The sequence below is a fragment of the Stenotrophomonas sp. STK17_22 genome, assembly GCF_051983905.1.
GTDB classification, from domain to species: Bacteria; Pseudomonadota; Gammaproteobacteria; order Xanthomonadales; family Xanthomonadaceae; genus Stenotrophomonas; species Stenotrophomonas maltophilia_A.
Map to the genome: position 1 here is coordinate 39,604 of NZ_CP197010.1, position 23,450 is coordinate 63,053.

The 23,450-nt window shown below is 67.8% G+C and carries 22 protein-coding genes; 15 read left to right on the forward strand and 7 right to left on the reverse strand.

Going from position 1 to position 23,450, the window contains the following annotated elements; translation table 11 throughout:
• Positions 1 to 54 precede the first annotated feature (54 nt).
• Complete coding sequence (locus ACSYS9_RS00165; RefSeq protein ID WP_071228652.1) at positions 55 to 2,055, forward strand: hypothetical protein; 2,001 nt, start codon at positions 55 to 57, stop codon at positions 2,053 to 2,055.
• Between the two features lie 39 nt (positions 2,056 to 2,094).
• Here the strand turns inward: ACSYS9_RS00165 and ACSYS9_RS00170 are convergent, their stop codons facing one another.
• Complete coding sequence (locus ACSYS9_RS00170; RefSeq protein ID WP_049399033.1) at positions 2,095 to 3,087, reverse strand: patatin-like phospholipase family protein; 993 nt, start codon at positions 3,085 to 3,087, stop codon at positions 2,095 to 2,097.
• Positions 3,088 to 3,271: 184 nt separating this feature from the next.
• On the reverse strand, positions 3,272 to 4,288 hold the full coding sequence (locus ACSYS9_RS00175; protein ID WP_440568717.1) for a TIGR00266 family protein: 1,017 nt from the start codon (positions 4,286 to 4,288) through the stop codon (positions 3,272 to 3,274).
• 159 nt (positions 4,289 to 4,447) lie between these two features.
• On the opposite strand from ACSYS9_RS00175, the gene ACSYS9_RS00180 reads away from it, so the two are divergent.
• Positions 4,448 to 6,721, forward strand: coding sequence for a TonB-dependent receptor (locus ACSYS9_RS00180; RefSeq protein WP_071228650.1), 2,274 nt, complete (start codon positions 4,448 to 4,450; stop codon positions 6,719 to 6,721).
• A gap of 112 nt (positions 6,722 to 6,833) precedes the next feature.
• Here the strand turns inward: ACSYS9_RS00180 and ACSYS9_RS00185 are convergent, their stop codons facing one another.
• Positions 6,834 to 7,673 (reverse strand): acid phosphatase, encoded by an 840-nt coding sequence (locus ACSYS9_RS00185; RefSeq protein WP_071228649.1) that lies wholly within the window; start codon positions 7,671 to 7,673, stop codon positions 6,834 to 6,836.
• A gap of 262 nt (positions 7,674 to 7,935) precedes the next feature.
• On the opposite strand from ACSYS9_RS00185, the gene ACSYS9_RS00190 reads away from it, so the two are divergent.
• Complete coding sequence (locus ACSYS9_RS00190) at positions 7,936 to 8,814, forward strand: hypothetical protein (RefSeq protein WP_032128674.1); 879 nt, start codon at positions 7,936 to 7,938, stop codon at positions 8,812 to 8,814.
• An 11-nt stretch (positions 8,815 to 8,825) separates the two neighbouring features.
• Entirely contained in the window at positions 8,826 to 10,028 is a 1,203-nt protein-coding gene (locus ACSYS9_RS00195) for a DUF4785 domain-containing protein (RefSeq protein ID WP_071228648.1), read from the forward strand.
• Positions 10,029 to 10,171: 143 nt separating this feature from the next.
• Here ACSYS9_RS00195 and ACSYS9_RS00200 read toward each other — a convergent pair whose 3' ends face one another.
• Positions 10,172 to 10,993 (reverse strand): ABC transporter ATP-binding protein, encoded by an 822-nt coding sequence (locus ACSYS9_RS00200; RefSeq protein WP_071228647.1) that lies wholly within the window; start codon positions 10,991 to 10,993, stop codon positions 10,172 to 10,174.
• 151 nt (positions 10,994 to 11,144) lie between these two features.
• Between ACSYS9_RS00200 and ACSYS9_RS00205 the strand changes: the two genes are divergently transcribed.
• The 4 genes from ACSYS9_RS00205 (at position 11,145) to ACSYS9_RS00220 (ending at position 15,218) form a co-directional block, all read left to right on the forward strand.
• Entirely contained in the window at positions 11,145 to 12,347 is a 1,203-nt protein-coding gene (locus ACSYS9_RS00205; protein ID WP_071228646.1) for a DesA family fatty acid desaturase, read from the forward strand.
• Positions 12,344 to 12,676, forward strand: coding sequence for an EF-hand domain-containing protein (locus ACSYS9_RS00210; protein ID WP_049398994.1), 333 nt, complete (start codon positions 12,344 to 12,346; stop codon positions 12,674 to 12,676). Before ACSYS9_RS00205 ends, ACSYS9_RS00210 begins: the two co-directional genes overlap by 4 nt.
• Before the next feature lie 19 nt (positions 12,677 to 12,695).
• Positions 12,696 to 13,508: a bifunctional DNA-formamidopyrimidine glycosylase/DNA-(apurinic or apyrimidinic site) lyase gene (gene mutM / locus ACSYS9_RS00215; protein WP_049422377.1), complete on the forward strand. Its 813-nt coding sequence runs from the start codon at positions 12,696 to 12,698 to the stop codon at positions 13,506 to 13,508.
• A 105-nt stretch (positions 13,509 to 13,613) separates the two neighbouring features.
• A complete protein-coding gene (locus ACSYS9_RS00220; protein WP_071228645.1) occupies positions 13,614 to 15,218 on the forward strand; it encodes a glucan biosynthesis protein in 1,605 nt (534 codons plus the stop codon).
• A 42-nt stretch (positions 15,219 to 15,260) separates the two neighbouring features.
• Here ACSYS9_RS00220 and ACSYS9_RS00225 read toward each other — a convergent pair whose 3' ends face one another.
• Together ACSYS9_RS00225 and ACSYS9_RS00230 are read right to left on the reverse strand one after the other, a co-directional pair.
• Positions 15,261 to 15,965, reverse strand: coding sequence for a sel1 repeat family protein (locus ACSYS9_RS00225; RefSeq protein WP_032128680.1), 705 nt, complete (start codon positions 15,963 to 15,965; stop codon positions 15,261 to 15,263).
• 95 nt (positions 15,966 to 16,060) lie between these two features.
• On the reverse strand, positions 16,061 to 16,681 hold the full coding sequence (locus ACSYS9_RS00230; RefSeq protein WP_008264720.1) for a thymidine kinase: 621 nt from the start codon (positions 16,679 to 16,681) through the stop codon (positions 16,061 to 16,063).
• 101 nt (positions 16,682 to 16,782) lie between these two features.
• On the opposite strand from ACSYS9_RS00230, the gene ACSYS9_RS00235 reads away from it, so the two are divergent.
• The 5 genes from ACSYS9_RS00235 (at position 16,783) to ACSYS9_RS00255 (ending at position 20,731) form a co-directional block, all read left to right on the forward strand.
• Complete coding sequence (locus ACSYS9_RS00235) at positions 16,783 to 18,759, forward strand: UvrD-helicase domain-containing protein (protein WP_071228644.1); 1,977 nt, start codon at positions 16,783 to 16,785, stop codon at positions 18,757 to 18,759.
• A gap of 107 nt (positions 18,760 to 18,866) precedes the next feature.
• Positions 18,867 to 19,607: a DUF3592 domain-containing protein gene (locus tag ACSYS9_RS00240; RefSeq protein WP_177179515.1), complete on the forward strand. Its 741-nt coding sequence runs from the start codon at positions 18,867 to 18,869 to the stop codon at positions 19,605 to 19,607.
• A 38-nt stretch (positions 19,608 to 19,645) separates the two neighbouring features.
• Positions 19,646 to 19,867, forward strand: coding sequence for a DUF3592 domain-containing protein (locus ACSYS9_RS00245; protein WP_071228642.1), 222 nt, complete (start codon positions 19,646 to 19,648; stop codon positions 19,865 to 19,867).
• Positions 19,864 to 20,112, forward strand: coding sequence for a DUF3592 domain-containing protein (locus ACSYS9_RS00250; RefSeq protein ID WP_071228641.1), 249 nt, complete (start codon positions 19,864 to 19,866; stop codon positions 20,110 to 20,112). Before ACSYS9_RS00245 ends, ACSYS9_RS00250 begins: the two co-directional genes overlap by 4 nt.
• 91 nt (positions 20,113 to 20,203) lie before the next feature.
• Positions 20,204 to 20,731, forward strand: a complete 528-nt coding sequence (locus ACSYS9_RS00255; protein WP_049422378.1) for a GNAT family N-acetyltransferase — start codon at positions 20,204 to 20,206, stop codon at positions 20,729 to 20,731.
• 98 nt (positions 20,732 to 20,829) lie between these two features.
• Here ACSYS9_RS00255 and ACSYS9_RS00260 read toward each other — a convergent pair whose 3' ends face one another.
• A complete protein-coding gene (locus ACSYS9_RS00260) occupies positions 20,830 to 21,480 on the reverse strand; it encodes a YceH family protein (protein WP_032128686.1) in 651 nt (216 codons plus the stop codon).
• Positions 21,481 to 21,581: 101 nt separating this feature from the next.
• Here ACSYS9_RS00260 and ACSYS9_RS00265 point away from each other — a divergent pair, with 101 nt between their 5' ends.
• The gene (locus ACSYS9_RS00265) at positions 21,582 to 22,505 is read left to right on the forward strand and encodes a 5'-nucleotidase, lipoprotein e(P4) family (protein ID WP_071228640.1); all 924 of its coding nucleotides are present in this window, start codon (positions 21,582 to 21,584) and stop codon (positions 22,503 to 22,505) included.
• Positions 22,502 to 23,227, forward strand: coding sequence for an orotidine-5'-phosphate decarboxylase (pyrF, locus tag ACSYS9_RS00270; protein WP_071228639.1), 726 nt, complete (start codon positions 22,502 to 22,504; stop codon positions 23,225 to 23,227). Before ACSYS9_RS00265 ends, pyrF begins: the two co-directional genes overlap by 4 nt.
• Positions 23,228 to 23,450: the final 223 nt, after the last annotated feature.

Genomic DNA, 23,450 nt, shown 5'->3' on the forward strand with positions numbered 1-23,450 from the left:
TAGCCGAGCATCTCCGCCCTGCGCGCGTCGCAGCGTTCCTTTCCGGTTCCACGCATGCCCGAACTCCAGCACCCGGTGCTTACCGCCACGTTCCTGCCGCTGCAGCGCAAGTCGCTGGCGCGCTACGTTGCCCATGGCACGCCACCGCAGACCGCAGTGGAGCAGGCCGGGCTGATGGCCGCGCAGCTATGCCGGACGCGCCTGCATCCGGCGGCCGAGATCGAGCGCCTGCTGCACGATGCCTGCGCGTTGTTTGCCGGCAACGAAGGCGCGGCTGCACAGCTGGCCGGGCCCGGTGGCGGTGGCCAACCGGAACTGGATGCCTGGCTGAGCGCATTGGCCGGCCACGGCGTGCTGCTGGCACCGGCGGAGATCCTGCAGGACGTCATCGCGCAGTCGCCACGGGAGTACCCGGGTCTGGCCCTGCAGCAGGCCTGCCAGGAAACCCTGGTCGAACATGAGATCCGCTTTCCCGCCACCTTTTCCAGTGACGACGACGAGGCCACGCTGGATGACGTCGCCGCCGCGGATGCGCGGTCAGCCGAGCACCATGGCCTGTACACCTCCGAGCAGGCCCGCGTGCTGCGCGCCATCGCCGCCAACCCCGATGAGCTGATCGACCTCGATGGCTATGCCGGCACCGGCAAGGGCCACCTGGTGCTGGCGCTGATGGAGGCGCGGCCGGGCCGCTACACCTACGTGGCGCCCTCGCGTGGGCAGGTGGAAGCCTTCCGCGCCCGCGTGCCGACCAGCACTGCGGTGCGCCTGCTGACCCAGATCGAGTTCGCCAACCGCGTGGCCCAGCACGCCGCGCGCAGCGGCCAGACCGGTGGCTTCGTTGCCAGCTACCGGCGCAGCACCCGTACGCCGCGCGAGATTGCCGGCCGCATCGGCCTGCAGGGCATCGGTGGGCGCAGCCCGGAGCAGGTGCTGCTGACCGCGTTCGAGGCCATCAACCGTTGGTGCGCGTCGTCGGCCCCGGGCTTGGCGTTCCAGCATTTCGACCGTTCGGTGCCCGCTGCGATGCTCGATGTGTCGCTGTACATGGCGGCCGCCGAGCACGTCTGGCGCTGCATGTTCGACGCCGAGCTGCAGCGGGGCACGCTGCTGAGCCTCAGCCCGGCGCACATCGGCAAGTGGCTGGCGCTGCGCGGCGTCACCCCGCCGCAGGACATGGGCATGCTGCTGGTGGACGAGGCGCACGACCTGAGCCCGTCGTGGAAGCAGGTGCTGGCCACGCATGCGCCTGGCGCGGTCAGCCTGGGTGATCCGCACCAGTGCCTGACCGGTACGGTGCCGCGATGGGCCGCGTCGAAGGTGCTGGAAATGCACCAGTCGGTGCGCCAGGGCAACCAGGTCGAGGGCCTGGTCAACCAGACCCTGGCACTGGATGGACTGGGCCAGGAAAGTGGGCCGTTCGTCGGTGCCACCGACCGCGCCACCGGTGTGCTGCATTACCGCGACTGGGCGCAGGTGCCGAGCGAGGGCCTGCGCATCCATGGCAGCGTCGCCGATCTGGCCCTGGACGCGGCACAGCTGCACGCACTCGGGCTGCGGCCCTACCTGCATCCGGCATCGCTGCGCGCGCTGCGCAGCGTGCTGCAGCGGCCACTGGATGGGTGGCGCCGGCGCCGCGACAGCGCATCGGACCAGGAATGGGAGCGCTTCCTGGCCACGCAGGCCGACGAAGGGCAGGGCGCGCTGGTCGAACTGTTTGCGTCTGCCGATCGGGTGCAGTCACTGCTGCAAGCGCTCGATGACCAGGACACGCCCGCTGAAGGGCGGGTGGCGCTGTGCCTGGCCGAACACGCGAAGAACCTGCAGTTCGACGTGGTCTCGCTGTCGCCCGGTTGCTTCAGTGCGGGGCAGGGCGGGCGCATCTGGCACAATCCGGTGCGCGCGGTCTATCTGGCGCTGACCCGTGCGCGACGCCAGCTGCACGTACCGGGCGATGGCATGGAACAGCTGCAGCATACGGCGACACTGCAGGAGCAGGCGCGCCAGAAGCGCAGGCGCGAGCGGCAGCAGGCCAGCGGTTACCGGCCCGCGCGCTAGCACGCGCGTCGCTGTCTGGCAGCGACACGCTGGCTCAGGTCAGCACTTGTCCTTGCGGCCCATCAGCTTGCCTAGGCGCGAGGCTTCCTCGCACTTCGGCGCGGCCACCGGTGCCGGTGCGGCCGCCGCGGCACGTGCGCGCTGCAGCTGCTGGATCTTCGCGCGGATCTGCGGCATGGCTGCCATCGCGGCCTTTTCGCCTTCCAGGATGGCGGTGCCACGCTGGCTGAAATCGGCGGCGCCGATGTCCAGCACCTTCGGGCGGATGACGATGTCGGCGCGTGCCAGTTCCTGCTCGCCCAGGCGTTGGCCCATGATCGAGATGGACTGGTTGACGATGCCCAGCATGTCGGTCGGCGCCTTGCCGCTGGCCTTGCTGGAGATGTCCACGGCGATCACGAAGTCGGCGCCGAGCTGGCGCGCGGCATCCACCGGTACCGGGCTGACCACGCCGCCATCGATGTAGTTGCGGCCACCGATCTTCACCGGTTCGAACACGCCGGGAATGCTGCTGGACGCGCGCACCGCCTGGCCGACGTTGCCGCGCACGAAGATCGAGCGCTCGCCGGTCTCGAGCTGGGTGGCGACGGCGGCGAACGGCTTCTTCAGGCGCTCGGCAGGACGGTTGGCAACCTGCTCGTTGACGTAGTCCTGCAGCTTCTGGCCCTGCACCAGGCCGCCGGAGAACAGGCGCACGTCGCGGATGCTGGCTTCGTCCAGGGCGACTGCCTTGCTCTGCATCTGGAACGCGTCCATGCCGCTGGCGTACAGCGCACCGACCACGCTGCCGGCGCTGGTGCCGGACACCACGGCCGGTTCGAAGCCGTTGGCCTCCAGCATCTTGATCACGCCGATGTGCGCGAAGCCCTTGGCTGCGCCACCACCGAGGGCGATGCCGATCTTCACCGGCTTGGCCTGCGGCACCACGGTCGGCGCCGGCGGCGGTGTGGGGCGGACCGGGTCGCCACCGCAGCCGGCCAGCAGGCCGATCAGGGCGACGGACAGCAGCATGCGGGGGCGGAACAGGCTCATCGGCAGTGCGCTCGCGGCGCCGGATTCAGGAAAGGGCGCCAGCATACCGAAGCCGTGGCGGGGCGGGCAGGGTAGGAAACATCGCCCATTCATAAAGGTAGTGCCGGCCGCTGGCCGGCAACCATTGGGAACCTGGCAGCGGTTCATGAGGCTGCCGGCCAGCGGCCGGCACGACCGGGGGCGGTCAGAACCGGTTGTCGCCGTCCAGCATCCGGCCCAGGCCGCCCAGCACCGAGCCTTCGCCGCGGTTCTGGCCACCGCCCTGCGGCGCGGCCATCCACATGCGGCCGGCCAGGCGCGAGAACGGCAGCGACTGCAGCCAGACCTTGCCCGGACCGGTCAGCGTGGCCAGGAACACGCCTTCGCCACCGAACAGCATGCTCTTGATGCCGGCCACCCGGCGCACGTCCATGTCTACGGTCGGGTGGTAGGCCACCACGCAGCCGGTATCCACGTCCAGCCGCTCGCCGGCGGCCAGCTCGCGCTCCACCACGCAACCGCCGGCATGGATGAACACCCAGCCGTCGCCTTCCAGCTTCTGCATGATGAAACCTTCGCCGCCGAACAGGCCGGTCATGATCTTGCGCTGGAACTGCACGCCGATCTGCACGCCGCGCGCGCCGGCCAGGAAGCTGTCCTTCTGGCAGATCAGGCGGCCGCCATGCTGGTCCAGCTTCATTGCCAGCACGGTGCCGGGGTAGGGCGCGGCGAAGGCGACCTTGCCCTTGCCGTGGCCGCTCTGGGTGTAGACGGTGGCGAACAGGCTCTCGCCGGTCAGCACGCGCTTGCCGGTGGCCATCACCTTGCCCATGAAGCCGCCGCCCTGGTCGCCGTTGGCGGCGCCGAACACCGTGTCCATCTGCACGGTGGCATCCTTGAACATCAATGCGCCGGCCTCGGCAATGGCGCTCTCACCGGGGTCGAGCTCGATTTCCACGAACTGCATTTCATGGCCGACGATGCGGAATTCGATGTCGTCGGCGCGGCCGCTGGCCGCGGCGGGGACCGGCGGCGGGGTGTTCGGCATGCCCGGGGCCGCGGACTGCAGTTCGGGCACCTCGGCAATCGAGGTCCACCCGTTCATGCCCTGGCACCAGGCCAGGGCGCGCGGGTTGGCCTGCGCATAACGGCGCGCGGCCTCGTCATCAAGCGGGCCGATACGCTCGGCCTGGGCGGAGGCATGGAAGTACCACTGGGTCATCGCGGTGGCTCTGCAGGGCTGGAAAACCCCGAGTCTAGCGAGGGCGCGGGGGCCGGAGCGACGCGGCCATGAACGGCAGGCATTTGCGGGGCAGGTGCTGTATTGCAACAATTATCTGGTAGCGCCGTTTTACCACCCCTCCAAACACAGCCTACCGCCATGTCTCCGACCCGCACTTCCCGTGGCCGCCTTCCGGTCGCGCGCCCCCTCGTTGCCGCTCTTTCCGCCCTGTTGCCGCTGGTAGCAGCCGCCCAGGAAACTCCCGCTGCCAAGGATCCGGTTGCCCTTGATGCCCTGCAGGTGACCGCGCAGCGCCGCGTCGAGAACGCCAAGGACGTGCCGGTCGCGATCAGCGCGATCCAGGGCGAGAAGCTCGATGTGCTGGGTTCGGCGGGCGACGACATCCGCTTCCTGGCCGCGCGCGTGCCCAGCCTCAACATCGAGTCGTCCTACGGCCGTGCCTTCCCGCGCTTCTACATCCGTGGCCTGGGCAACACCGATTTCGACCTCAATGCGTCGCAGCCGGTGTCGCTGGTGTACGACGACGTGGTGCAGGAAAGCCCGCTGCTGAAGGGCTTCCCGCTGTTCGACCTGGCCAATGTGGAAGTGCTGCGTGGCCCGCAGGGCACGCTGTTCGGCCGCAACACCCCGGCCGGCGTGGTCAAGTTCGATTCGGCGCGCCCGTCGCAGGATGCTGACGGCTACGTGCGCGTGGGCTATGGCAGCTACAACAGCTGGAACGTGCAGGGCGCCTATGGCGGCCCGCTGACCGACCGCTGGTCGGCACGCGTCTCGGCCATCTACCAGCGCCGTGACGACTGGGTCGACAACACCCGCGCCGGTGCGCCCAACAGCGGTTTCGAAGGTTATGACGAAGCCGCAGGCCGCGTGCAGTTCCTGTACGAAGGCGACGACTTCGAAGCGCTGTTCAACCTGCATAAGCGCAAGCTCAACGGTACCGCGCGCCTGTTCCGCGCCAACATCATCCAGAAGGGTGGCAACGGCCTGGTCGAGAACTTCGATCGCGACAAGGTGGCCAACGATGGCGTCAACTTCTCCGACCTGGAGACCTGGGGCGGCAGTGCGCGCCTGCAGTGGAACCTCGGTTCGGTGACCCTGCACTCGATCACCGGTTATGAAACCGCCGAATCGCTCAATCGTGGTGACATCGACGGTGGCTACGGCGACGCATCGCTGGGCGCTGGCAACTATGGGCCGGGCTTCATCCCGTTCTCGTCGGAGTCGGCCGACGGCCTGCCGCACCATCGCCAGTGGACGCAGGAGTTCCGCGTCGAATCCAACGAATGGGGCCGCTTCGACTGGCAGGCCGGCGTCTTCTATTTCGACGAAGACGTGACCATCAACAACTTCAACTACAACTCGTTGAAGCCGGGCAACCCGCAGACCGGCCATGTGGTGCAGAACCAGCGCAACAAGGCCTGGGCGGTGTTCGCCTCGGGTGACTTCGATGTCACCGACCGCTTCAAGCTGCGCGCCGGCGTGCGCTACACCCAGGACAAGAAGGACTTCAACGCCAGCGTGCTGCAGGCCGTCCTTCCGTTCGGCACCCCGGTCAGTGGCCCGTACCTGGCCAACACCGACGTCAACGACGTCAGCTGGGATGTCAGCGGCGTGTACAAGCTGACCGACAACGTGAATGCCTACGCCCGCGTGGCCAAGGGCTTCCGTGCGCCGTCGATCCAGGGCCGCCTGGCCTTCGCGCCGGGCCTGTCGCAGGCCGATTCGGAGAAGGTGATCTCGTACGAAGCCGGCATCAAGGCCGACCTGTTCGAGCGCCGCGCGCGCCTGGGCCTGAGCGTGTTCCGCTACAACGTTGACGGCCAGCAGTTGATCGCGGTGGGCGGCACCAACAACACCGCCACCCTGCTCAACGCTGACAAGACCATCGGCCAGGGCGTGGAGCTGGACCTGGAAGCCTATCTGGCCGACAACGTGCTGCTGACCTTCGGCAGCAGCTACAACGACACCGAGATCAAGGACAAGGATCTGGCGGTAGCGATCTGCGGCGGTGGCTGCACCATCAACGACCCGACCACCGTCATCAACGGTGGCACCTATGCGCTGGTGAACGGCAACCCGCTGCCGCAGGCGCCGAAGTGGATCCACAACGCGACCCTGCGTGTCGGTTTCCCGCTCAGCGATGGCAGCGAGCTGTATGCCTACACCGACTGGGCCTACCGCAGTGCGGTGAACTTCTTCATCTACGAGTCGCCGGAATTCCGCGGCCGTAGTTCGCTGGAAGGCGGCCTGCGCCTGGGCTACAACTGGGATTACGGCCAGTACGACGTGGCCGTGTTCGGCCGCAACCTGACCAACCAGACCCGCGTGGTCGGCGCGATCGACTTCAACAACCTGACCGGCTTCCTCAACGAGCCGCGTACCTGGGGCGTGGAGTTCACCGCGAAGTTCTGATGCGGTGACCGCGTAGATGCAATGAAGAAGGGCCGGCGCAATGCCGGCCCTTCTGCTTTACACCCATCGGTAGTGCCGGTCGCTGGCCGGCAACAATTGAACCGCCAGGCGCTTACAGCGCGCTCTGCGGGCGCACCTTCAGCACCGCTTCCTCGGCCGCGCAGTCGCGGCTGGAGTGCAGGCCGGCCTTGCGCGCGGCAGCGATCTCCTTGCGTGCGGCCAGCAGGTCCTTGTTGAACGCGGCGTTGTCATGCAGGCGGGCCACGGCGGCGGCGCCCATGAAGCGGCCTTCGAGGATGTCGCTCTGCCAGTGCACATTGCACACCAGGCGGCTCTCGCCGTAGTTGCGGCCGCGCGTCTGGATGGCATCGGCGCGATCCGGTGCGATCTCCGACAGGATCAGGGCCCAGGCCCAGCCGATCGAGGTGTGGCCGGACGGGTACGAGCCGTTCTTGCGCAGGCCTTCTTCGTCCTTCGGCGAGCAGGTCGGTTCACCATTGACCATGAACGGGCGCGGGCGCTGGTAGTGGTTCTTGGCGGCCTTGGTGGCGGCGCTGGCGTCGATCCGGCTGCGCTCCAGCAGGCGGTACAGCGCCGGGGTCTTCACCGCATCGACGTCGATGTCGGCGGCGCAGGAGAAGTGGTTGGCGCCTTCGGGGAAGCCGAGTTCCGCATCGACACCGGCCTGGGCGAAGCGCGGGCTGCCACGCAGCGCGCGGGCTTCACGGCTGACCTGTTCGTCGAGGGCGAGGGCGGCCGAACCGGCCACCGGCGGTGCTGGCACCAGGTCGAGGCTGGCCGGTACCGCGCTCTTGTCCAGATAGCCCACCGCCTTGGTGGTGATGTTGGCTTCGACGGCGGTCGGCTTGGCGGCGGTGGCGGCACAACCGGCCAGGGCCGCGATGACGGCAAGGCCGAGCAGCGGGCGGGCAGGGTGGGAAATCAGCGACATGGACAGGCTCCGGAGGAAAAACATCGCGCCATGATCGCAGCCCGTATACGACACCGCAGTGGCCATCGGTCATACGGCCAGACCCGGCATGGTCATCCCGGCGATATGAAAAGCGTCATCGAGTGACGTCAGTCTCCTGAATCCGGGCGCAGCGCACGGACTTTCACGCGGCCGCGCCGCGAGCATCGGCACAACGGCAAGCACCAGGGGCCGTCCAGTTCCAGCCGGGTCGGGGGGATCCGTTGACAGAGGGAGAGAAGCGATGCGCAGCACCGCAACAGGAAGTACCGTCCTGGCCCTGCTCCTCGGGCTGGCAACCGCGCCGGCACAGGCGGCCGACGTGGTCGGTGTGGCCTTCGTGCATGGCACCGGCGCACAGACCAACGCCACCCAGGACTACTGGCAGCCGGCGATCATCGACACCGTGCGCCAGGGCCTGCCCAACAGCAGCAACTACGTGGTCATCAACTGCGACTTCACCCAGTACATGTGGAAGCCGGAAGCGGCCGGCTGCCTGGCCAATCAGCTGACCGGCTTCATCGACAGCCGTGGCATCACCCAGCTGGTGGTGATCACCCACTCCAACGGCGGCAACGTGATGCGCTGGATCCTGTCCAACCCGACCTATGACAGCCGCTATCCGAAGATCATCCGCACGGTGCGCAAGGTCAACGCGCTGGCACCGTCTTCGGCCGGCACGCCGTTGGCCGATGCGGTGCTCAACGGCAACACCTTTGAAACCTCGCTGGGCTGGCTGCTGGGCTACAAGAACGACGCCGTGCGCCAGCAGCAGGTGGCGAGCATGGCCACCTACAACGCGCAGAACCTCTATGGCACCGCTGGCCGCCCGGCGCTGCCCAAACCGTTCCGCGCGGTGGTGGGCAGCGATGTGGAATCGGCGGTGTGGGACAGCAACAGCTACTGCGGTGGCTATGCCGCCAACGTTGGCCTGGAGTTCACCCAGAACTGGCTGTCGTCCTGCTCCGATGGCTTCCTGGAGTGCAGCAGCCAGAAGGCCGCCGGCACCACCTGGTTCACCGACAAGGCGCGTACCCAGGGTGCAGAACCGCTCAGCCACAACCAGAGCCGCCGCGAGTGCTTCGGCCTCGGCACCCTGCTGCGCAACGACCTGACCCAGTGAGGGAGACGACCATGACGATTCAATCCACCCTGCTGGCGGGCGCCACCCTGGCAGTGCTGTCCCTTTCCGCAGCGCAGGCCGCGCAGCCGCTGCAGGCCGCCCGTGCGGGCGATCAAGTGCCTGCCGCCCTGGTAGCCGCGCCGCTTCCCGCCGATGAGAGCGAACACGCGCCGCTGTCCTTTGCCTGGGCGCTGGACCCGGCACAGCCGCTGCAGGCGGCCACGCCGTATGCCTCGGTCAGCCGCAGCTACTGGCAGCAGGTTGATGGCACGCAGCTGCAGCGAGGCCTGGACCTGCCACTGACGGCGCCGGATGCGGTGATCCAGCTGAGCCCGACCGCAGGTGCCCGCGCGCTGCCGGCCAACACGCTACAGGTGCGCGACCCGGCCGGCCGCAGCAGCGTGGCGCGCAGTGTTGATGCGCGCGCGCTGCAGGACGCCGGCATGCCGGTCAGCGATGGCAGCAGCATGCTGCGTACCGGCGCGACCAGTGCCGTCGGTGCCTACACGCTGCAGAGCGCGCAGGCCCAGGGCCGCTACGTGGTACAGGTGCTGGAGCCGAACAGCCCGCTGCGGCTGGAAGTGCAGGCCAACCAGGCGCAGGTGCTGGCCGGTGGCAACGTGCAGCTGAAGGCACGCCTGCTGGAAGACGGTGCCACCACCGCGCAGCTGGCATCGCGCCGTGGCGGCCTGGGCGGTGAAGCCCTGCTGGTCGCGCCGGATGGCCGCAGCTGGCCGCAGCGCCTGCTGCGCACTACCGATGGCAGCCTGCGCGCGCAGGTGCGCATCCCGGCCGATGTCGGTACTGCACAGGGGCTGTGGGAATTGCAGGTGTTCGCCCAGGCCGACGGTGTGCTGCGCGATGGCAAGGTCGCCTTCGCGGTGGCGCGGCCGACCGCGCGCTTCAGCGGCCAGGCGGCACCGGATCCGTCCAGCCGCCAGGTGGCACTGCCGCTGCAGGTGGCCGCGGCCGGACGCTATGAGGCGCGGGGCACGCTGTATGCCACGGCCCGCGATGGCCAGTTGAAGCCGGTCGCACAGGCACATGCGGCCGCGTGGTTCGATGGCCCGGGCGCAGGCCAGCTGGTGCTGCCGTTCGACCAGGCCGCATTGCCGGCCGGCTTCGGCGCACCGTACGAGCTGCGCGACCTGCAGCTGCAGGACCAGAGCCGGATGGCACCGATCGAGTCGCGCGCACTGGCGTTGCGGTTCTGAGCAAAGCGGTGGCGGGCCGGAGAATCCGGCCCGCTGCCCCGCCTTCTGTAGAGCCGAGCCATGCTCGGCTGCTTCTGCTCGCGGCGAACGGCAGTCGAGCATGGCTCGACTCTACAGACGGTTACGGAGAGCGATGCATCTGTCTATCCCGCGTACGCGGCCAGTCGGCCCTCCTGCTCGACCACCCTGATCGCGCCGCCGAACACCGCCGACAGCGGTTCGTTGCGCAGCAGCTCGGCGCGGGTGCCATCGGCCAGTACGCGGCCGTCGCGCAGCAGCACCACCCGCTCGATCTCGGGAATGATCTCTTCGATGTGATGGGTCACCAGCACCAGGGTGATGCCCTGCTGCGCCAGTACCCGCATGGTCGCCACCAGTTGTTCGCGGGCGACCAGATCCAGGCCGGTGGAGGGTTCGTCCAGCAGCAGGGCCTGTGGCCGGTTGACCAGCGCGCGGGCGATCAGCACGCGGCGGGTCTCGCCGGCCGACAGCTCGGCGTAGGCGCGTTCACGCAGCGACAGCGCGCCGGTCATTGCCAGCGTCTCGCCAACGCGCGCGCGCATGTCGGCGGTCACTTCGCGGAAGGCCGGCACCACGTAGCTGGCGAAGAAGCCGGACAGCACCGCCTGTTCCACGGTCAGCCCCGGCATGTCGGCCAGATTGCTGCTGAGGTCGCCGGTGACGATGCCCAGCTGCGAGCGCAGCCGATCTACCTGCCAGCGGTTCTGGCCCAGCACCTTCACCGCCACCGTACCGTCGCCCTGCGCCAGCGGGTACAGCTCGCGGGTGATCAGCTTGATGAAGGTGGACTTGCCGCAGCCGTTGGGGCCGAGCAGGGCGGTGTGCTGGCCCTGCGCGATGCGCAGGCTGAGCGCGTGCAGCACCTTCACCTGGCCGCGTACCACGGTGGCGCGGTCCAGTTCGATCAAGGGGGGCTGCTCCGCCAGGGGCGGGGCGGCGGTCATGGCGCTGGCGCGTGGATCAAGGCTCGACAACTCAGGTCCCCAACTGTGAACGGTGCCTCGGATGGCGATACAGAGCATCGCCGCAGGGATGCAGTTTGCAACGCAAGCGCCCATGATGTCTGCCATCCCCGCGTCGACCCGGAGAGCCGTCATGCCAGATGCCCTGATGTCCCTGTTGACCGGTGGTGTGCTCGGCCTGGGCTGGTGGGCCATGCTGGCGGTGCTGCTGGTCTTCACTCAGATCACCATCTTCTCGGTGACCCTGTACCTGCACCGCAGCCAGGCCCATCGTGGGGTCGATTTCCACCCGGCGCTGGCCCATGTGTTCCGCTTCTGGCTGTGGCTGACCACCTCGATGATCACCCGCGAGTGGGTGGCCATCCACCGCAAGCACCACGCCAAGGTTGAGACCGAGGACGACCCGCACAGCCCGGTCACCCGTGGCATCGGCAAGGTGTTCTGGCACGGCGTGGAGCTGTACCGCGAAGCGCGTGGCATGCGCGCGGACATCGAGCAGTACGGGCGCGGTACCCCGGACGATGCGGTCGAGCGCCATCTGTATACCCCGCACGCCACGTTGGGGCCGGTGCTGCTGTTCGCGATCAATACCGTGTTGTTTGGCCTGCCGGGCGTGGCCCTGTGGGCGATCCAGATGGCATGGATCCCGTTCTGGGCCGCGGGCGTGGTCAATGGCCTGGGGCACTGGTGGGGCTACCGCAACTACGAGTCCGCCGACACCTCCACCAATCTCACGCCGTGGGGGTTCTGGATCGGTGGCGAGGAGCTGCACAACAACCATCATGCCTTCCCCAGTTCGGCGCGCTTCGCGATGCGGCGCTGGGAATTCGACATCGGCTGGAGTGCGATCCGCCTGCTGCAGGCGCTGCGCCTGGCCAGGGTGCTGCGGGTGGCGCCGGCCATGGATGTGCGCCCGAACATCGCCGTGCCCGATGCCGAAACCCTGAAGGCGCTGCTGTCGCACCGCTTCCAGGCGATGACCGATTACCAGCGCAATGTGTTCATGCCGGCCCTGCGCGAGGAAGCTGTGCAGGCCGGGGCCAAGCTGCGCCGCCTGCTGCCACGCCGGCTGCGCCGTGGCCTGGTCAACGATGGCCGCTGGCTGAAGCCGGACAGTCGTGCCCAGCTCAGCGAATGGGTGGCACAGCGCCCGCGCATCCGCACCCTGGTCGAGTACCGCGCGCGGCTGGCGGCGCTGCTCGAGGCCCGCGGCCACGATGCCGCCGAGCGCCTGCATCAGTTGCAGGCGTGGTGCCGCGAGGCCGAGGAAAGCGGGATCGCCGCGCTGCAGGCCTATGCCGCACGGTTGAAGGGCTACAGCCTGGTGGGCGCGTGAGGGCAGGGTACGGGCTTCTGCTGGCGGTGCTGCTGCCGGGCGTGGCGCTGGCCCAGGTCACCGACACCACCAGCTACCTGCAGCGGATGGACAGCGATGGCGACGGCCGGGTGAGTGAATCCGAGTACGTGCAGTGGATGCTGTATGCCTTCGACCGCATGGACCGCAATGGCGATGGCGTGCTGAGCGCCGATGAGCTGCCCGGTGGCAAGGGCAGGGCGATCAGCCGCGAGCAGCAGCGGCAGGTGATCGTGCAGCGTTTCCACAAGCAGGATGCCAACGGTGATGGCGTCCTGGATGCCCGTGAACTGGCGGCACCGCCACGCTGAGCGGGCGTAGAATCGGTTCATGCCTGAACTGCCCGAAGTCGAAACCACCCGCCGCGGCCTGGCGCCGCACCTGCAGGGCCGCCGCGTGCATGGCGTGATCCTGCGCCGCGCCGACCTGCGCTGGCCGATTCCGCCGGAAGTGGCCGAGCTGCTGCCGGGGCAGCGCATCGAGGAGATCCGCCGTCGCGCCAAGTACCTGCTGCTGGATACCGCCATCGGCAGCGCGGTGCTGCACCTGGGCATGTCCGGCAGCCTGCGTGTGCTGCCCGGTGATACGCCGGTGCGCGCCCACGACCACGTCGACATCAGCCTGGACAACGGCCGCCTGCTGCGCTTCAACGACCCGCGCCGCTTCGGCAGCCTGCTCTGGCAGCCCGCCGGTGAGATCCATCCGCTGCTGCAGGGGCTGGGCCCGGAGCCGCTGGACGACGCGTTCGACGGCGACTACCTGTTCGCCCGCAGCCGTGGCCGCAGCGCGCCGGTGAAGACCTTCCTGATGGACCAGGCGGTGGTGGTGGGCGTGGGCAACATCTACGCCGCCGAGAGCCTGTTCAAGGCCGGCATCAGCCCGCTGCGCGAGGCCGGCAAGATCTCGCGCGGGCGCTATCAGCGGCTGGCCGACGCGGTGAAGGAAATCCTCGGCTACGCCATCACCCGTGGCGGCACCACGCTGCGCGATTTCATCAGCCCTGACGGCGCACCGGGCTATTTCGAACAGGAACTGCTGGTGTACGGCCGCGACGGGCTGCCCTGCCCGAACTGTGGTCGCGCGCTGAAGCACGCCACCATCGGCCAGCGCGCCAGCGTCTGGTGCAGCCATTGCCAGCGCTGAGCCGGGCGGCCAGCGGCAGCTGAACGGGCAGAGTACGTCTCCGCTGCCCGTTAACGTTTGTCTGCCTATGATGGCCGACCTTCCCTCTGTGCCTGACGCGCCTGCATGCAACGACGCGACTTCATCCGCAATGCCTCCCTCGCCCTGGCTGCATTCGGCCTGCCGTCCCTGCCCGCGTGCGCGGCCAGCAAGAGCGGCCAGATGGGCCTGCGCCGCCTCGGCCAGCCGCAGCCGTTCGACTTCGCCACCCTGAAGGGCCAGGCGCGCGCGCTGGCACAGGCACCCTACAAGAGCCACAAGCGGGTGCTGCCGGGCCGTCTGGAAGGCCTGGACTGGGACCAGTACCAGTCGATCGGCTACCGCCAGGACCACGCGCTGTGGGCTGACCAGCCGGGCAAGTTCCAGGCCAAGTTCTTCCACCTGGGCCTGTACTTCCACTCGCCGGTGCGCATGTTCGACGTGGTCGACGGCAAGGCGCAGGAGCTGGCCTATGACGGCGCGGCATTCAACTACGGCAAGAGCGGCATCAAGGACGGCGAGCTGCCGGCCGATCTGGGCTTCGCCGGCTTCCGCCTGAACACCCGCAAGGACACCGACCGCGACTTCGCGGCCTTCCTCGGCGCCAGCTACTTCCGCGCGGTCGGCAAGGAAGGCCAGTACGGCCAGTCCGCGCGCGGCCTGGCGATCGACACCGGCATGGGCAAGCCGGAGGAATTCCCGGACTTCATCGCCTACTACCTGGAGCAGCCGTCGGCCGATTCGGAGACGATCGTGGTCTACGGCCTGCTGGATTCGCCCAGCGTGGCCGGTGCCTACCGCTTCGCGATCACCAATGGCGACGTGCTGCTGATGGACATCGACAGCGCGCTGTACCCGCGCAAGGCGATCGAGCGGCTGGGCATCGCCCCGTGCACCAGCATGTACCAGGTGGGCGAGAACGACCGCCGCATGGCATGGGACTGGCGCCCGGAGATCCACGACACCGACGGCCTGTCGCTGTGGACCGGTGCCGGCGAATGGATCTGGCGACCGCTGCTGAATCCGCGCAACCTGCGCTTCAACATGTTCGTCGACCGCAACCCGCGTGGTTTCGGCCTGCTGCAGCGCGACCGCAACTTCGACCACTACCAGGACGACGGCGTGTTCTACGAGAAGCGCCCCTGCCTGTGGGTGGAGCCGAAGGGCGAATGGGGCGAGGGCTCGGTGCAGCTGGTGGAGATTCCCACCGTGGACGAGACCTTCGACAACATCGTGGCGTTCTGGAACCCGAAGGAAAAGCCGCAGCCGGGCCAGGAGCTGCTGGTCGGCTACCGCCTGTACTGGGGCGCCGAGCCGCCGGCACGGCCGCCGCTGGCGCACTGCGTGGCCAGCCGCACCGGCCTGGGCGGCGTGGTCGGCAAGAAGCGCGAGTATTTCAGCTGGCGCTTCGCGGTGGACTTCGAAGGCGGCGAACTGGCCAGGCTGATCGACAAGGGGGAGGTCGAGGCCGTGGTGGAAGCCAGCCGCGGCCGGGTCGAGATCGTGTCGGCGCGCCCGCTGCGCGAGATCAACGGCTACCGCGCGATGTTCGACCTGGTGCCGCCGGAAGGCAGCTCCGAGCAGATCGACATCCGCCTGTTCCTGCGCAGTGGCGGCAAGACCCTCACCGAGACCTGGCTGTACCAGTACACCCCGCCGCCGGCAGGTGCGCCGGAGCGCACGCTGTACTGAATGGATGCGGCCCGGTGCCGGCTACATGCCGGCACCGTTGTTTCAAGGCTTGCTGTCGGTGGCGTGCGACTGGGTCGGCACACCCACTTCCACCGTGCCCCGGCGGATCTTCATCCAGGTTTCGTCCTGCCAGCGTTCGTACTGCTTCGGGTCCCAGTACTTCGGGTCGTAGAGGCGATCGGCCTTGATGGTGCGGGAGATTCCGCCGTCCATGTACACGATGTCGACGTTGTTGGACATCGAGCCGACGCGGCTGCCGGTCATCTCGCGGCGCCCCTTTCTGAGCACTTCGGCCATGCGTGGGCGCGCGACTTCGTCACCATACTCGGCGCGCAGCGCGCTTGCCTGCGCGCGCGCCGCATCATGCTGCTCCAGCGGCAGCGTGGCCCAGTACTCGTTGCGCAGCTCGACGAACAACGGATAGCCACGTTCGGCCGCCACCTCCATCCAGGCATAGGCCATGACCGGATTGCGCGGCTGCTCTACCCCGTACCAGTACATCTCGCCGAGGTAGCCCTGGGCAGGCTTGTCCGCATACCGCGCGGCCAGCCGGAAGTTGTCCATCGCGCCGTTGACATCGTTGCGACGCAGCGCGTTGACGCCCCATTGCCGGTACATCATATCCGGGTGGCTGTCCATGAAACCGGCGCCGATCACCGCCGCATCGTCTTCACCTGACGGGCGCTCGGCCGCGGTGGCCAGCAGGGGCAGCAACAGCAGCGGCAGCAGCAGGAGGGCAGAGCGCATGTCGGACGTCCAGTTCGGCAGCAGGGGAGCCGCAGCCTAGGCGCGACAGCGCGTGCTTGTAAACCGCTGGAGGTCATGGCGCACCGGCGCGCCTGCTACAGCGGCAGCGGCGCCTGCGCCGGATCGATCCGCCCTTCGCCGCGGGTGATCTTCTTGAACTCGGCGCGACTGACCGACACGTAGCGGTCGTTGCCGCCGATCTCCACCTGCGGGCCGTCCTGCACCGCGTGGCCATGCTCGTCCACACGCACCGTCATCGTCGCCTTCTTGCCGCTGTGGCAGATGGTCTTGATCTCCTGCATCTCATCGGCCCAGGCCAGCAGGTACTGGCTGCCTTCGAACAGCTCGCCGCGGAAGTCGGTGCGCAGGCCGTAGCACAGCACCGGAATGCGCAGCTGGTCGACCACTTCGCTGAGCTGCCAGACCTGGGCGCGGGTCAGGAACTGCGCCTCGTCCACCAGCACGCAGCCCATCGGGCCGTTGGCTGCCAGATCCTGCTCGACCCAGCGCTGCAGGTCGGTATCGCGGTCGAAGGCCATGCCGTCCGCACGCAGGCCGATCCGCGAGGCGACCACGCCGGCGCCGGCACGATCGTCCAGGCGCGGGGTCAGGATCGCCACCCGCATGCCGCGCTCGCGGTAGTTGTGGGCGCTCTGCAGCAGGGTGGTGGTCTTGCCGGCGTTCATCGCCGAATAGTAGAAGTAGAGCTTGGCCATCGACGGATTGTACGCCGCAGCCCCGCTTCGCCGAAGCCGTTCAGCAACCCCACCGGCGGCCCGCTGTGGTCGTCACCCGGCCCCGCTACAATCCCCATCCCATGCACGGTCTCAATCCCCCCCAAGCCGCCGCCGTCCTGCACATCGAAGGTCCATTGCTGGTGCTCGCCGGCGCGGGCAGCGGCAAGACGCGTGTGATCGTGGAAAAGATCGCCCACCTGATCGGCTGCGGCCGCTATCCGGCGCGCCGCATCGCGGCGATCACCTTCACCAACAAGTCGGCCAAGGAAATGCGCGAGCGCGTGGCCAAGCGCCTGCGCGAGCAGGACGCCGACGAGGTGACCATCTGCACCTTCCATGCGCTGGGCCTGAAGTTCCTGCAGATCGAGCACGCGGCCGTTGGCCTGAAGCGCGGCTTCTCGATCTTCGATGCCGACGATGCCGCTGCGCAGATCAAGGACCTGATGTACGGGGCCAAGCCTGATGACATCGAGGACATGAAGAACCTGGTGTCGCGCGCGAAGAACGCCGGCCTGTCGCCCGAGCAGGCGATGGCCGCCGCGCGCAGCAATCGCGAGAAGGAAGCGGCCAGCGTCTACGAGCGCTACCAGCTGCGCCTGACCGCGTTCAATGCGGTCGACTTCGATGATCTGATCCGTCTGCCGGTGCAGATCCTGGAAGAAAATCCGGAGATCGCGCTGGCCTGGCGCGAGCGCATCGGCTACCTGCTGGTGGACGAATGCCAGGACACCAACGACGCGCAGTACCGGCTGCTCAAGCAGCTGGCCGGTGACAAGGGCAACTTCACCTGCGTGGGTGACGATGACCAGTCGATCTATGCCTGGCGCGGCGCCAATCCGGAAAACCTGCAGCAGATGGGGCGCGACTATCCCAAGCTGGAGATCATCAAGCTGGAGCAGAACTACCGCTGCTCCAACCGCGTGCTGCGCGCGGCCAATGCGCTGATCGCCAACAACCCGCACGAGCACCTGAAGAAGCTGTGGAGTGACCAGGCCGACGGCGAACGCATCCGCGTGTGGGAGTGCCGCAACAGCGAACATGAGGCGGAAAAGGTTGCCGCCGAGATCGCCTTCGTGGCGCAGTCGCGCAATGTGCCGTGGAGTGATTTCTGCATCCTGTTCCGCGGCAACTTCCAGTCGCGTCCGCTGGAAAAGGCGATGCAGCTGCTGCGCATTCCCTACCACCTGACCGGCGGCACCATGTTCCTGGAACGCCAGGAAGTGAAGGACACGCTGGCCTGGCTGCGCCTGCTGGTGAACCCGGACGACGACACCGCGTTCATGCGTGCGGTGCAGTCACCCAAGCGCGACGTCGGTGCCGGCACGCTGGCCAAGCTGGCCGAGCTGGCGCAGGAGAAGGACATGCCGATGGCGCAGGCTGCCGAGGCGATCGGTGCCCTGCAGCAACTGCCCCCGCGCGCGGCCAACAGCCTGGCGCGCTTCACCGACATCCTGCGTGACCTGCGTGCACAGACCCAACAGGTCACTTCCGGCGACATGATCCGCAAGGTCGCCAAGGAATCCGGCCTGCTCAGCGAACTGCGCCAGCAGGCCAAGGAAGAGGCGAGTTACCAGCGCCGTGCCAACAACATCGAGGAACTGGCGCAGTGGTTCGAGGGGGGCCCGCGCGGTGCCACTGCCGCCGACCTGGCCGGCCAGCTGGCGCTGCTGTCGCGCAGCGACAAGGACGAGGGCGGCAACCAGGTGCGCATGATGACCATGCACGCCTCCAAGGGCCTGGAATTCCCGTACGTGTTCATCGTCGGCTGCGAGGATGGCGTGCTGCCGCACCAGGTCAGCCTGGACGAGGGCAACCTGCAGGAAGAGCGGCGCCTGCTGTACGTGGGCATCACCCGCGCCAAGATCCAGTTGTGGATGAGTTACAGCAAGCTGACCCGCAAGTTCGGTGAGCACGTGCGGTTGAAGCCGAGCCGGTTCTTCGAGGAGATTCCGGCGGAGGAGATCCAGCGCGATGGTGCTGACCCGGTGGCCGATGCGGCGCGCAAGAAGGAGCGGGCGAGTGCCGGGTTGGCGGCGATCGAGGCGTTGTTCGATTGAGGATCGAAAAGCCACTAAAGTGGTATTCCAATCCGTCCGATTGACGCTTCTGGCCTTGAGCCTGCATCGGGTTAAGGCCTAGTGTGAGCGCACCCGAAGTGCGCGCCGTGTCTTTCATCGTGTCCAACGATATCCCTGCTGTTCTCACCCGTACCTTCCTCGGGCTGGGCCTGGTCCTGCTTGTTTCAGCGCTTCTGGCCTACGTTGGGGCCAGGCGCTTCCTCGATGCGGCGGTCATTGCCGATGGCAGGATCACCCATGTGGATGCCGTCAGCGTAGATCGCGGTGGTTCGCGCACTTCAGGGGTGAAGTTCCTGTACTGGGTGGACTTCACTACCAGCAGCGGGCAAGTGATGCGGTTCTTCGCAGGTCGTACCCGCCATCGTGCCTACATGACGGGCGATCATGTAGATGTGCTGTACCTGCCGGACCGCCCGGACAAGGCCCTGGTGCGTTCGCTCTCATCACCCTGGGGCCTGAGCGTCATACTGGGAGTGACCGGCGGCCCATTCTTGCTGGGGGTGGGACTTCTGCACCTGCCGCAGGCGGCGAGGGCATGGCGGCGCAGGCAGCTCCTTCGCCACGGGACACGGGTGCAAGCCAAGGTCCGGGCGATCAAGCGCGATCGCGGAGTATTTTCGGGGGGAAGGCATCCGTTCGTCATCGTCTGCGCCTGGCGCGATCCTGAAACCACTCGATGGCATGTCTTCCACAGCGCGTATCTCTGGGCCGATCCCCGTGCACAGGTGAGTGGGCGTGAACTGGATGTCCATGTCATGCCGGGCAATCCGCGCTATTACCATGTCGATATCTCCTTCATTCGATCAGCGCCGGCACCTGCACGCTGATCGATCAACCCGGCCAGCACCATGCCCACCCTCCTCAGATGTTTTTTGCTGTTTTCTTTGCCGTGGGCCTGCTGATCCTTCTGGCCGCCGCCTGGCTGTTCGTGGACGTCCAGCGTTTCGCGCGCAAGGCCGTTTCCGTAACCGGAACGGTGGTGGCCGTCCAGGCAGAGGATGCCCGGTCGGAAATGGAGGGGATGCCCGCACGTGACATCACCCTGCATCGCCCGGTGGTGAGGTTCCAGACCGCACAGGGCAAATGATTCAGTTCACCGCGTCCTTTGCTACCGGGGCACCACTGTACGTGGTCGGCGAACAGGTACAGGTGCTATATCCCGGCGGCATGCCTTCCAAGGCTCGTATCCAGCACCCGGGATTGCGCTGGGGCGCACCGCTGCTGTTGGCGCTGATGGGCATGGGGTTCTGCCTGATCGCCGCATGCGTCCATCGCCTGTGCGTGCGCTACTGGCCGATCCTGTTCGGCCCGCGTGACGGGGCATGTGGCTAGGCTGAGCATCGTAGTGGCCCACTTGGCCTGAGCGTGCTGCACGGTGGGCGCTGGCGTTGCAAAATCGAGGTATTCCTTCCGGAGCCCACCCATGCATCCCATTGAAAGCGAACGCCTGCGCCTGCGTGCGATCGAGCCCGACCGCGATGCGGCGCCGATGCTGGCGCTGTTGAATGATCCGGGCTTCGTGCGCTTCATTGGTGACCGCAATGTGCGCAGTGAAGAACAGGCGCGTGAGTACATCGCGCTGCGGGTGCTGCACAGCTATGCGTTGAATGGGTTCGGCATGTATGCCATCGAGCGGTTGTCCGATGGGGCGTGGCTGGGCAATGCCGGGCTGGTGCGCCGCGATGGCCTGCCGGGGCCGGACATCGGCTACGCGGTGCTGTCTGAATTCGCCGGGCAGGGTTATGCCGGTGAGGCGGCGCGGGCGGTGTTCGCGCATGCGCGCGCTGAGCTGGGCCTGCAGGATCTGTACGGCATCACCGATCTGGACAACGTGGTGTCCGGGAAGATCCTGCTGGGCCTGGGCATGCAGGAGCGCGGGGTGATCCAGTTGCCGGGCATCGAAACGCCCAGCCGGCTGTACGCCACCTTGGGTGCGGCTGACGTCGGGTAGTGCCGGCCGCTGGCCGGCACAGTAGTAGCTGACGGTGGGTGCCGACCGTTGGTCGGCACGATTCAGATGCAGTGCCGACCAACGGTCGGCACCCACCATCAACCGCGCAGTTCGGCCAGCTGCGCCTGCAGCTCGGCCACGGCCGCTTCCAGCTGGGCCACGCGCTCGGCCAGGCCGGGATCGGCCGCGTCGCTGCCACCGCCGCTGCTGGCGTATTTGGCCGCAAGCGCCGCGCCGTCCACTTCACCGCACAGCAGGTGCATGTAGCGGTCTTCGCGCTGGCCGCTGGCGCGCGGCAGTACTACCAGCAGCGCGCGCTGCTGCAGGCGCTCGATGGCGTGGCGGGCTTCGTCGGCGTCGGCGAAGCGGTGCAGTCGCTCGCTGCGCGTGACCAGTTCGCCCAGGGTCTGCGGCCCACGCAGCAGCAGCATCGCCAGCAGCACGGTCTGCTGCCGGGTCAGGTCCAGCGCGGCCTGCAGGCGGTGCTCGTAACGGTCTGCGCGCGAGGAGAAGTGCTGGCGGGCCAGGCCCAGTGTTTCCAGCTGGCGCAGCGCGTGCTGCACGCTGCCGGCATCGACGTTCATCACCGGCTCGCGGGCGGTCTTCTGGTTGGCGGCCGATTGGGCGGCGTTGACCGTCAGCGGATAGGTGTCCGGGGTGGTTGCCTCCTTTTCCACCAGGCAGCCCAGCAGGCGGGCCTGCACGGCGTCGAGCAGGGGGACGTCGGGGGTCTGGGTGGAATCGGTCATGGCGGCCTCCGGAAGGGCAACGGGTCAACCGCCAAGCATAGCCGTCCCGGGACCGCCTTTGCCGGTAAAATGCGCCGGTATATCTGATTGCCGGTGAATCCATGCGTCGTCCCGTTTCCCTGTCCCTGACCCTGCTCGCCACTGCGGCGCTGGGCTTGTCCGCCTGCAAGCGCGTGGATGCGCCTGCCGCCGAAGCCGCTGCCCCGGAGGCCCCGGCCGCCGCTGCCAAGGCCGATGGCGCGCTCGATGCCACTGCCAACGACAACCTCAATGCGGTGCTGTGGATGCAGCGCGCGCAGGAGTACAAGGCGATCACCGAGCAGACCTACCGTGCCGCCGCCGACCACCTGGATGCCGCGCTGAAGGAAGCCCACTGGGATGCGCTGGTGCCGGAAGAACGCGGCAACGAGGCCAAGGGCCTGAAGCCGGCCGTGGTGCTGGACGTGGATGAGACCGTGCTGGACAACTCGCCCTACCAGGCGCGCCTGGTGCGCGACGGCAAGGAATACGACGAGCTGACCTGGGACCAGTGGGTGGCCGAAAAGAAGGCCAAGGCCATTCCGGGCGTGGTTGATTTCGCCAAGGCCGCCAACGCCAAGGGCGTGACCCTGCTGTACATCTCCAACCGTGCCGTGCACCTGAAGGACGCGACCCTGGCCAACCTGCGCGAGCAGGGCCTGCCGGTGGCCGATGACAGCGTGTTCCTGGGCCTGGGTACCGTGGTCGAAGGCTGTGAGCAGGCCGGCAGCGAGAAGAACTGCCGCCGCCGCCTGGCCGGGCAGAAGTACCGCGTGCTGATGCAGTTCGGTGACCAGCTGGGCGACTTCGTGGAAGTGACCGCCAACACCAATGAAGGCCGTGACGCCCTGCTGCAGCAGTACCACGACTGGTTCGGCGAGCGCTGGTGGATGCTGCCGAACCCGACCTACGGCGGCTTCGAGCCGGCGCAGTTCAACAACGACTACAGCCAGTCGCGCCAGGCCCGCCACGACGCCAAGCGCGCCGCCCTGGACTACGCACCGTGAGCCGCGCGCCGCTGCCGCTGCGCGATGACGAGCGCCTGATCTTCGCGCTGGACGTGCCTGACCGCGTGCAGGCGCTGGAGTGGGTCGACCGCCTCGGCGACAGCGTGGCGTTCTACAAGATCGGCATGGAACTGCTCGCCTCCGGCGAGTACTTCCAGGTGTTGGACGAGCTGGCCCGCCGCGACAAGCGCGTGTTCGTCGACCTGAAGTTCTTCGACATCCCGGCCACCGCTGCGGCGGTGATCAAGCGCCTGTCGCAGTGGCCGGTCAGCTACGCCACCATCCACGGCTGGCACCCGGCGATGATGGAAGCCTGCGCCGCCGCCAACAGCAGCGACATGCGCCTGCTGGCGGTGACCGTGCTGACCTCGATGGGCCGCCCGGACCTGGCGCAGATGGGCATCGACCGTGAGCCGGTGGACGTGGTGGTCGAGCGCGCGCTGGCCGCGCAGGCGGCCGGTATCGATGGCGTGATCGCCTCGGGCCAGGAAGCCGGCCCGATCCGCGCCGCTACCGGCGCCGGGTTCTCGATCGTCTGCCCGGGCATCCGCCCCGGTGGCCCGGTCGGCGATGACCAGAAGCGTACCGTTGGCGTGGCCCAGGCCTTTGCCGATGGCGCCGATGCCATCGTGGTCGGTCGCCCGATCCGCCTGGCCGCCGATCCGCAGGCCGCGGCGCGGGCCATCCAGCAGGAAATCGCGTCGGCGTTGGCTGCACGCTGAGATTCCGCTGTGCAGTCTGCAGGCCCGAACGCCATCCCGACCCGCGCGGGATGGCGTTTTTGCATCCGCCGAAGGACCGGTTGTGCCCGAATCGCCGCAAAATCTGCCGTAGATTTCATGGCCCCGGCACCAGGCATCAGGCTGCTCAATAAAATCAATGATTTATATGACACTACGTGAAGTGTTGCCTTAACTTGAGCGGCAGCGTAGGATCGCCGCCATC

Excerpts from the sequence above, each read along its gene's own strand:
- ACSYS9_RS00190 (WP_032128674.1), top strand. The coding sequence starts at position 7,936 with ATGCGCAGCACCGCAACAGGAAGTACCGTCCTGGCCCTGCTCCTCGGG.
- ACSYS9_RS00265 (WP_071228640.1), top strand. The coding sequence starts at position 21,582 with ATGCGTCGTCCCGTTTCCCTGTCCCTGACCCTGCTCGCCACTGCGGCG.
- ACSYS9_RS00185 (WP_071228649.1), bottom strand. The coding sequence starts at position 7,673 with ATGTCGCTGATTTCCCACCCTGCCCGCCCGCTGCTCGGCCTTGCCGTC.
- ACSYS9_RS00225 (WP_032128680.1), bottom strand. The coding sequence starts at position 15,965 with ATGCGCTCTGCCCTCCTGCTGCTGCCGCTGCTGTTGCTGCCCCTGCTG.
- ACSYS9_RS00175 (WP_440568717.1), bottom strand. The coding sequence starts at position 4,288 with ATGACCCAGTGGTACTTCCATGCCTCCGCCCAGGCCGAGCGTATCGGC.
- ACSYS9_RS00170 (WP_049399033.1), bottom strand. The coding sequence starts at position 3,087 with ATGAGCCTGTTCCGCCCCCGCATGCTGCTGTCCGTCGCCCTGATCGGC.
- ACSYS9_RS00250 (WP_071228641.1), top strand. The coding sequence starts at position 19,864 with ATGATTCAGTTCACCGCGTCCTTTGCTACCGGGGCACCACTGTACGTG.
- mutM (WP_049422377.1), top strand. The coding sequence starts at position 12,696 with ATGCCTGAACTGCCCGAAGTCGAAACCACCCGCCGCGGCCTGGCGCCG.
- ACSYS9_RS00220 (WP_071228645.1), top strand. The coding sequence starts at position 13,614 with ATGCAACGACGCGACTTCATCCGCAATGCCTCCCTCGCCCTGGCTGCA.
- ACSYS9_RS00230 (WP_008264720.1), bottom strand. The coding sequence starts at position 16,681 with ATGGCCAAGCTCTACTTCTACTATTCGGCGATGAACGCCGGCAAGACC.
- ACSYS9_RS00205 (WP_071228646.1), top strand. The coding sequence starts at position 11,145 with ATGCCAGATGCCCTGATGTCCCTGTTGACCGGTGGTGTGCTCGGCCTG.
- ACSYS9_RS00255 (WP_049422378.1), top strand. The coding sequence starts at position 20,204 with ATGCATCCCATTGAAAGCGAACGCCTGCGCCTGCGTGCGATCGAGCCC.
- ACSYS9_RS00180 (WP_071228650.1), top strand. The coding sequence starts at position 4,448 with ATGTCTCCGACCCGCACTTCCCGTGGCCGCCTTCCGGTCGCGCGCCCC.
- ACSYS9_RS00165 (WP_071228652.1), top strand. The coding sequence starts at position 55 with ATGCCCGAACTCCAGCACCCGGTGCTTACCGCCACGTTCCTGCCGCTG.
- ACSYS9_RS00235 (WP_071228644.1), top strand. The coding sequence starts at position 16,783 with ATGCACGGTCTCAATCCCCCCCAAGCCGCCGCCGTCCTGCACATCGAA.
- ACSYS9_RS00245 (WP_071228642.1), top strand. The coding sequence starts at position 19,646 with ATGTTTTTTGCTGTTTTCTTTGCCGTGGGCCTGCTGATCCTTCTGGCC.
- ACSYS9_RS00195 (WP_071228648.1), top strand. The coding sequence starts at position 8,826 with ATGACGATTCAATCCACCCTGCTGGCGGGCGCCACCCTGGCAGTGCTG.
- ACSYS9_RS00200 (WP_071228647.1), bottom strand. The coding sequence starts at position 10,993 with ATGACCGCCGCCCCGCCCCTGGCGGAGCAGCCCCCCTTGATCGAACTG.
- ACSYS9_RS00260 (WP_032128686.1), bottom strand. The coding sequence starts at position 21,480 with ATGACCGATTCCACCCAGACCCCCGACGTCCCCCTGCTCGACGCCGTG.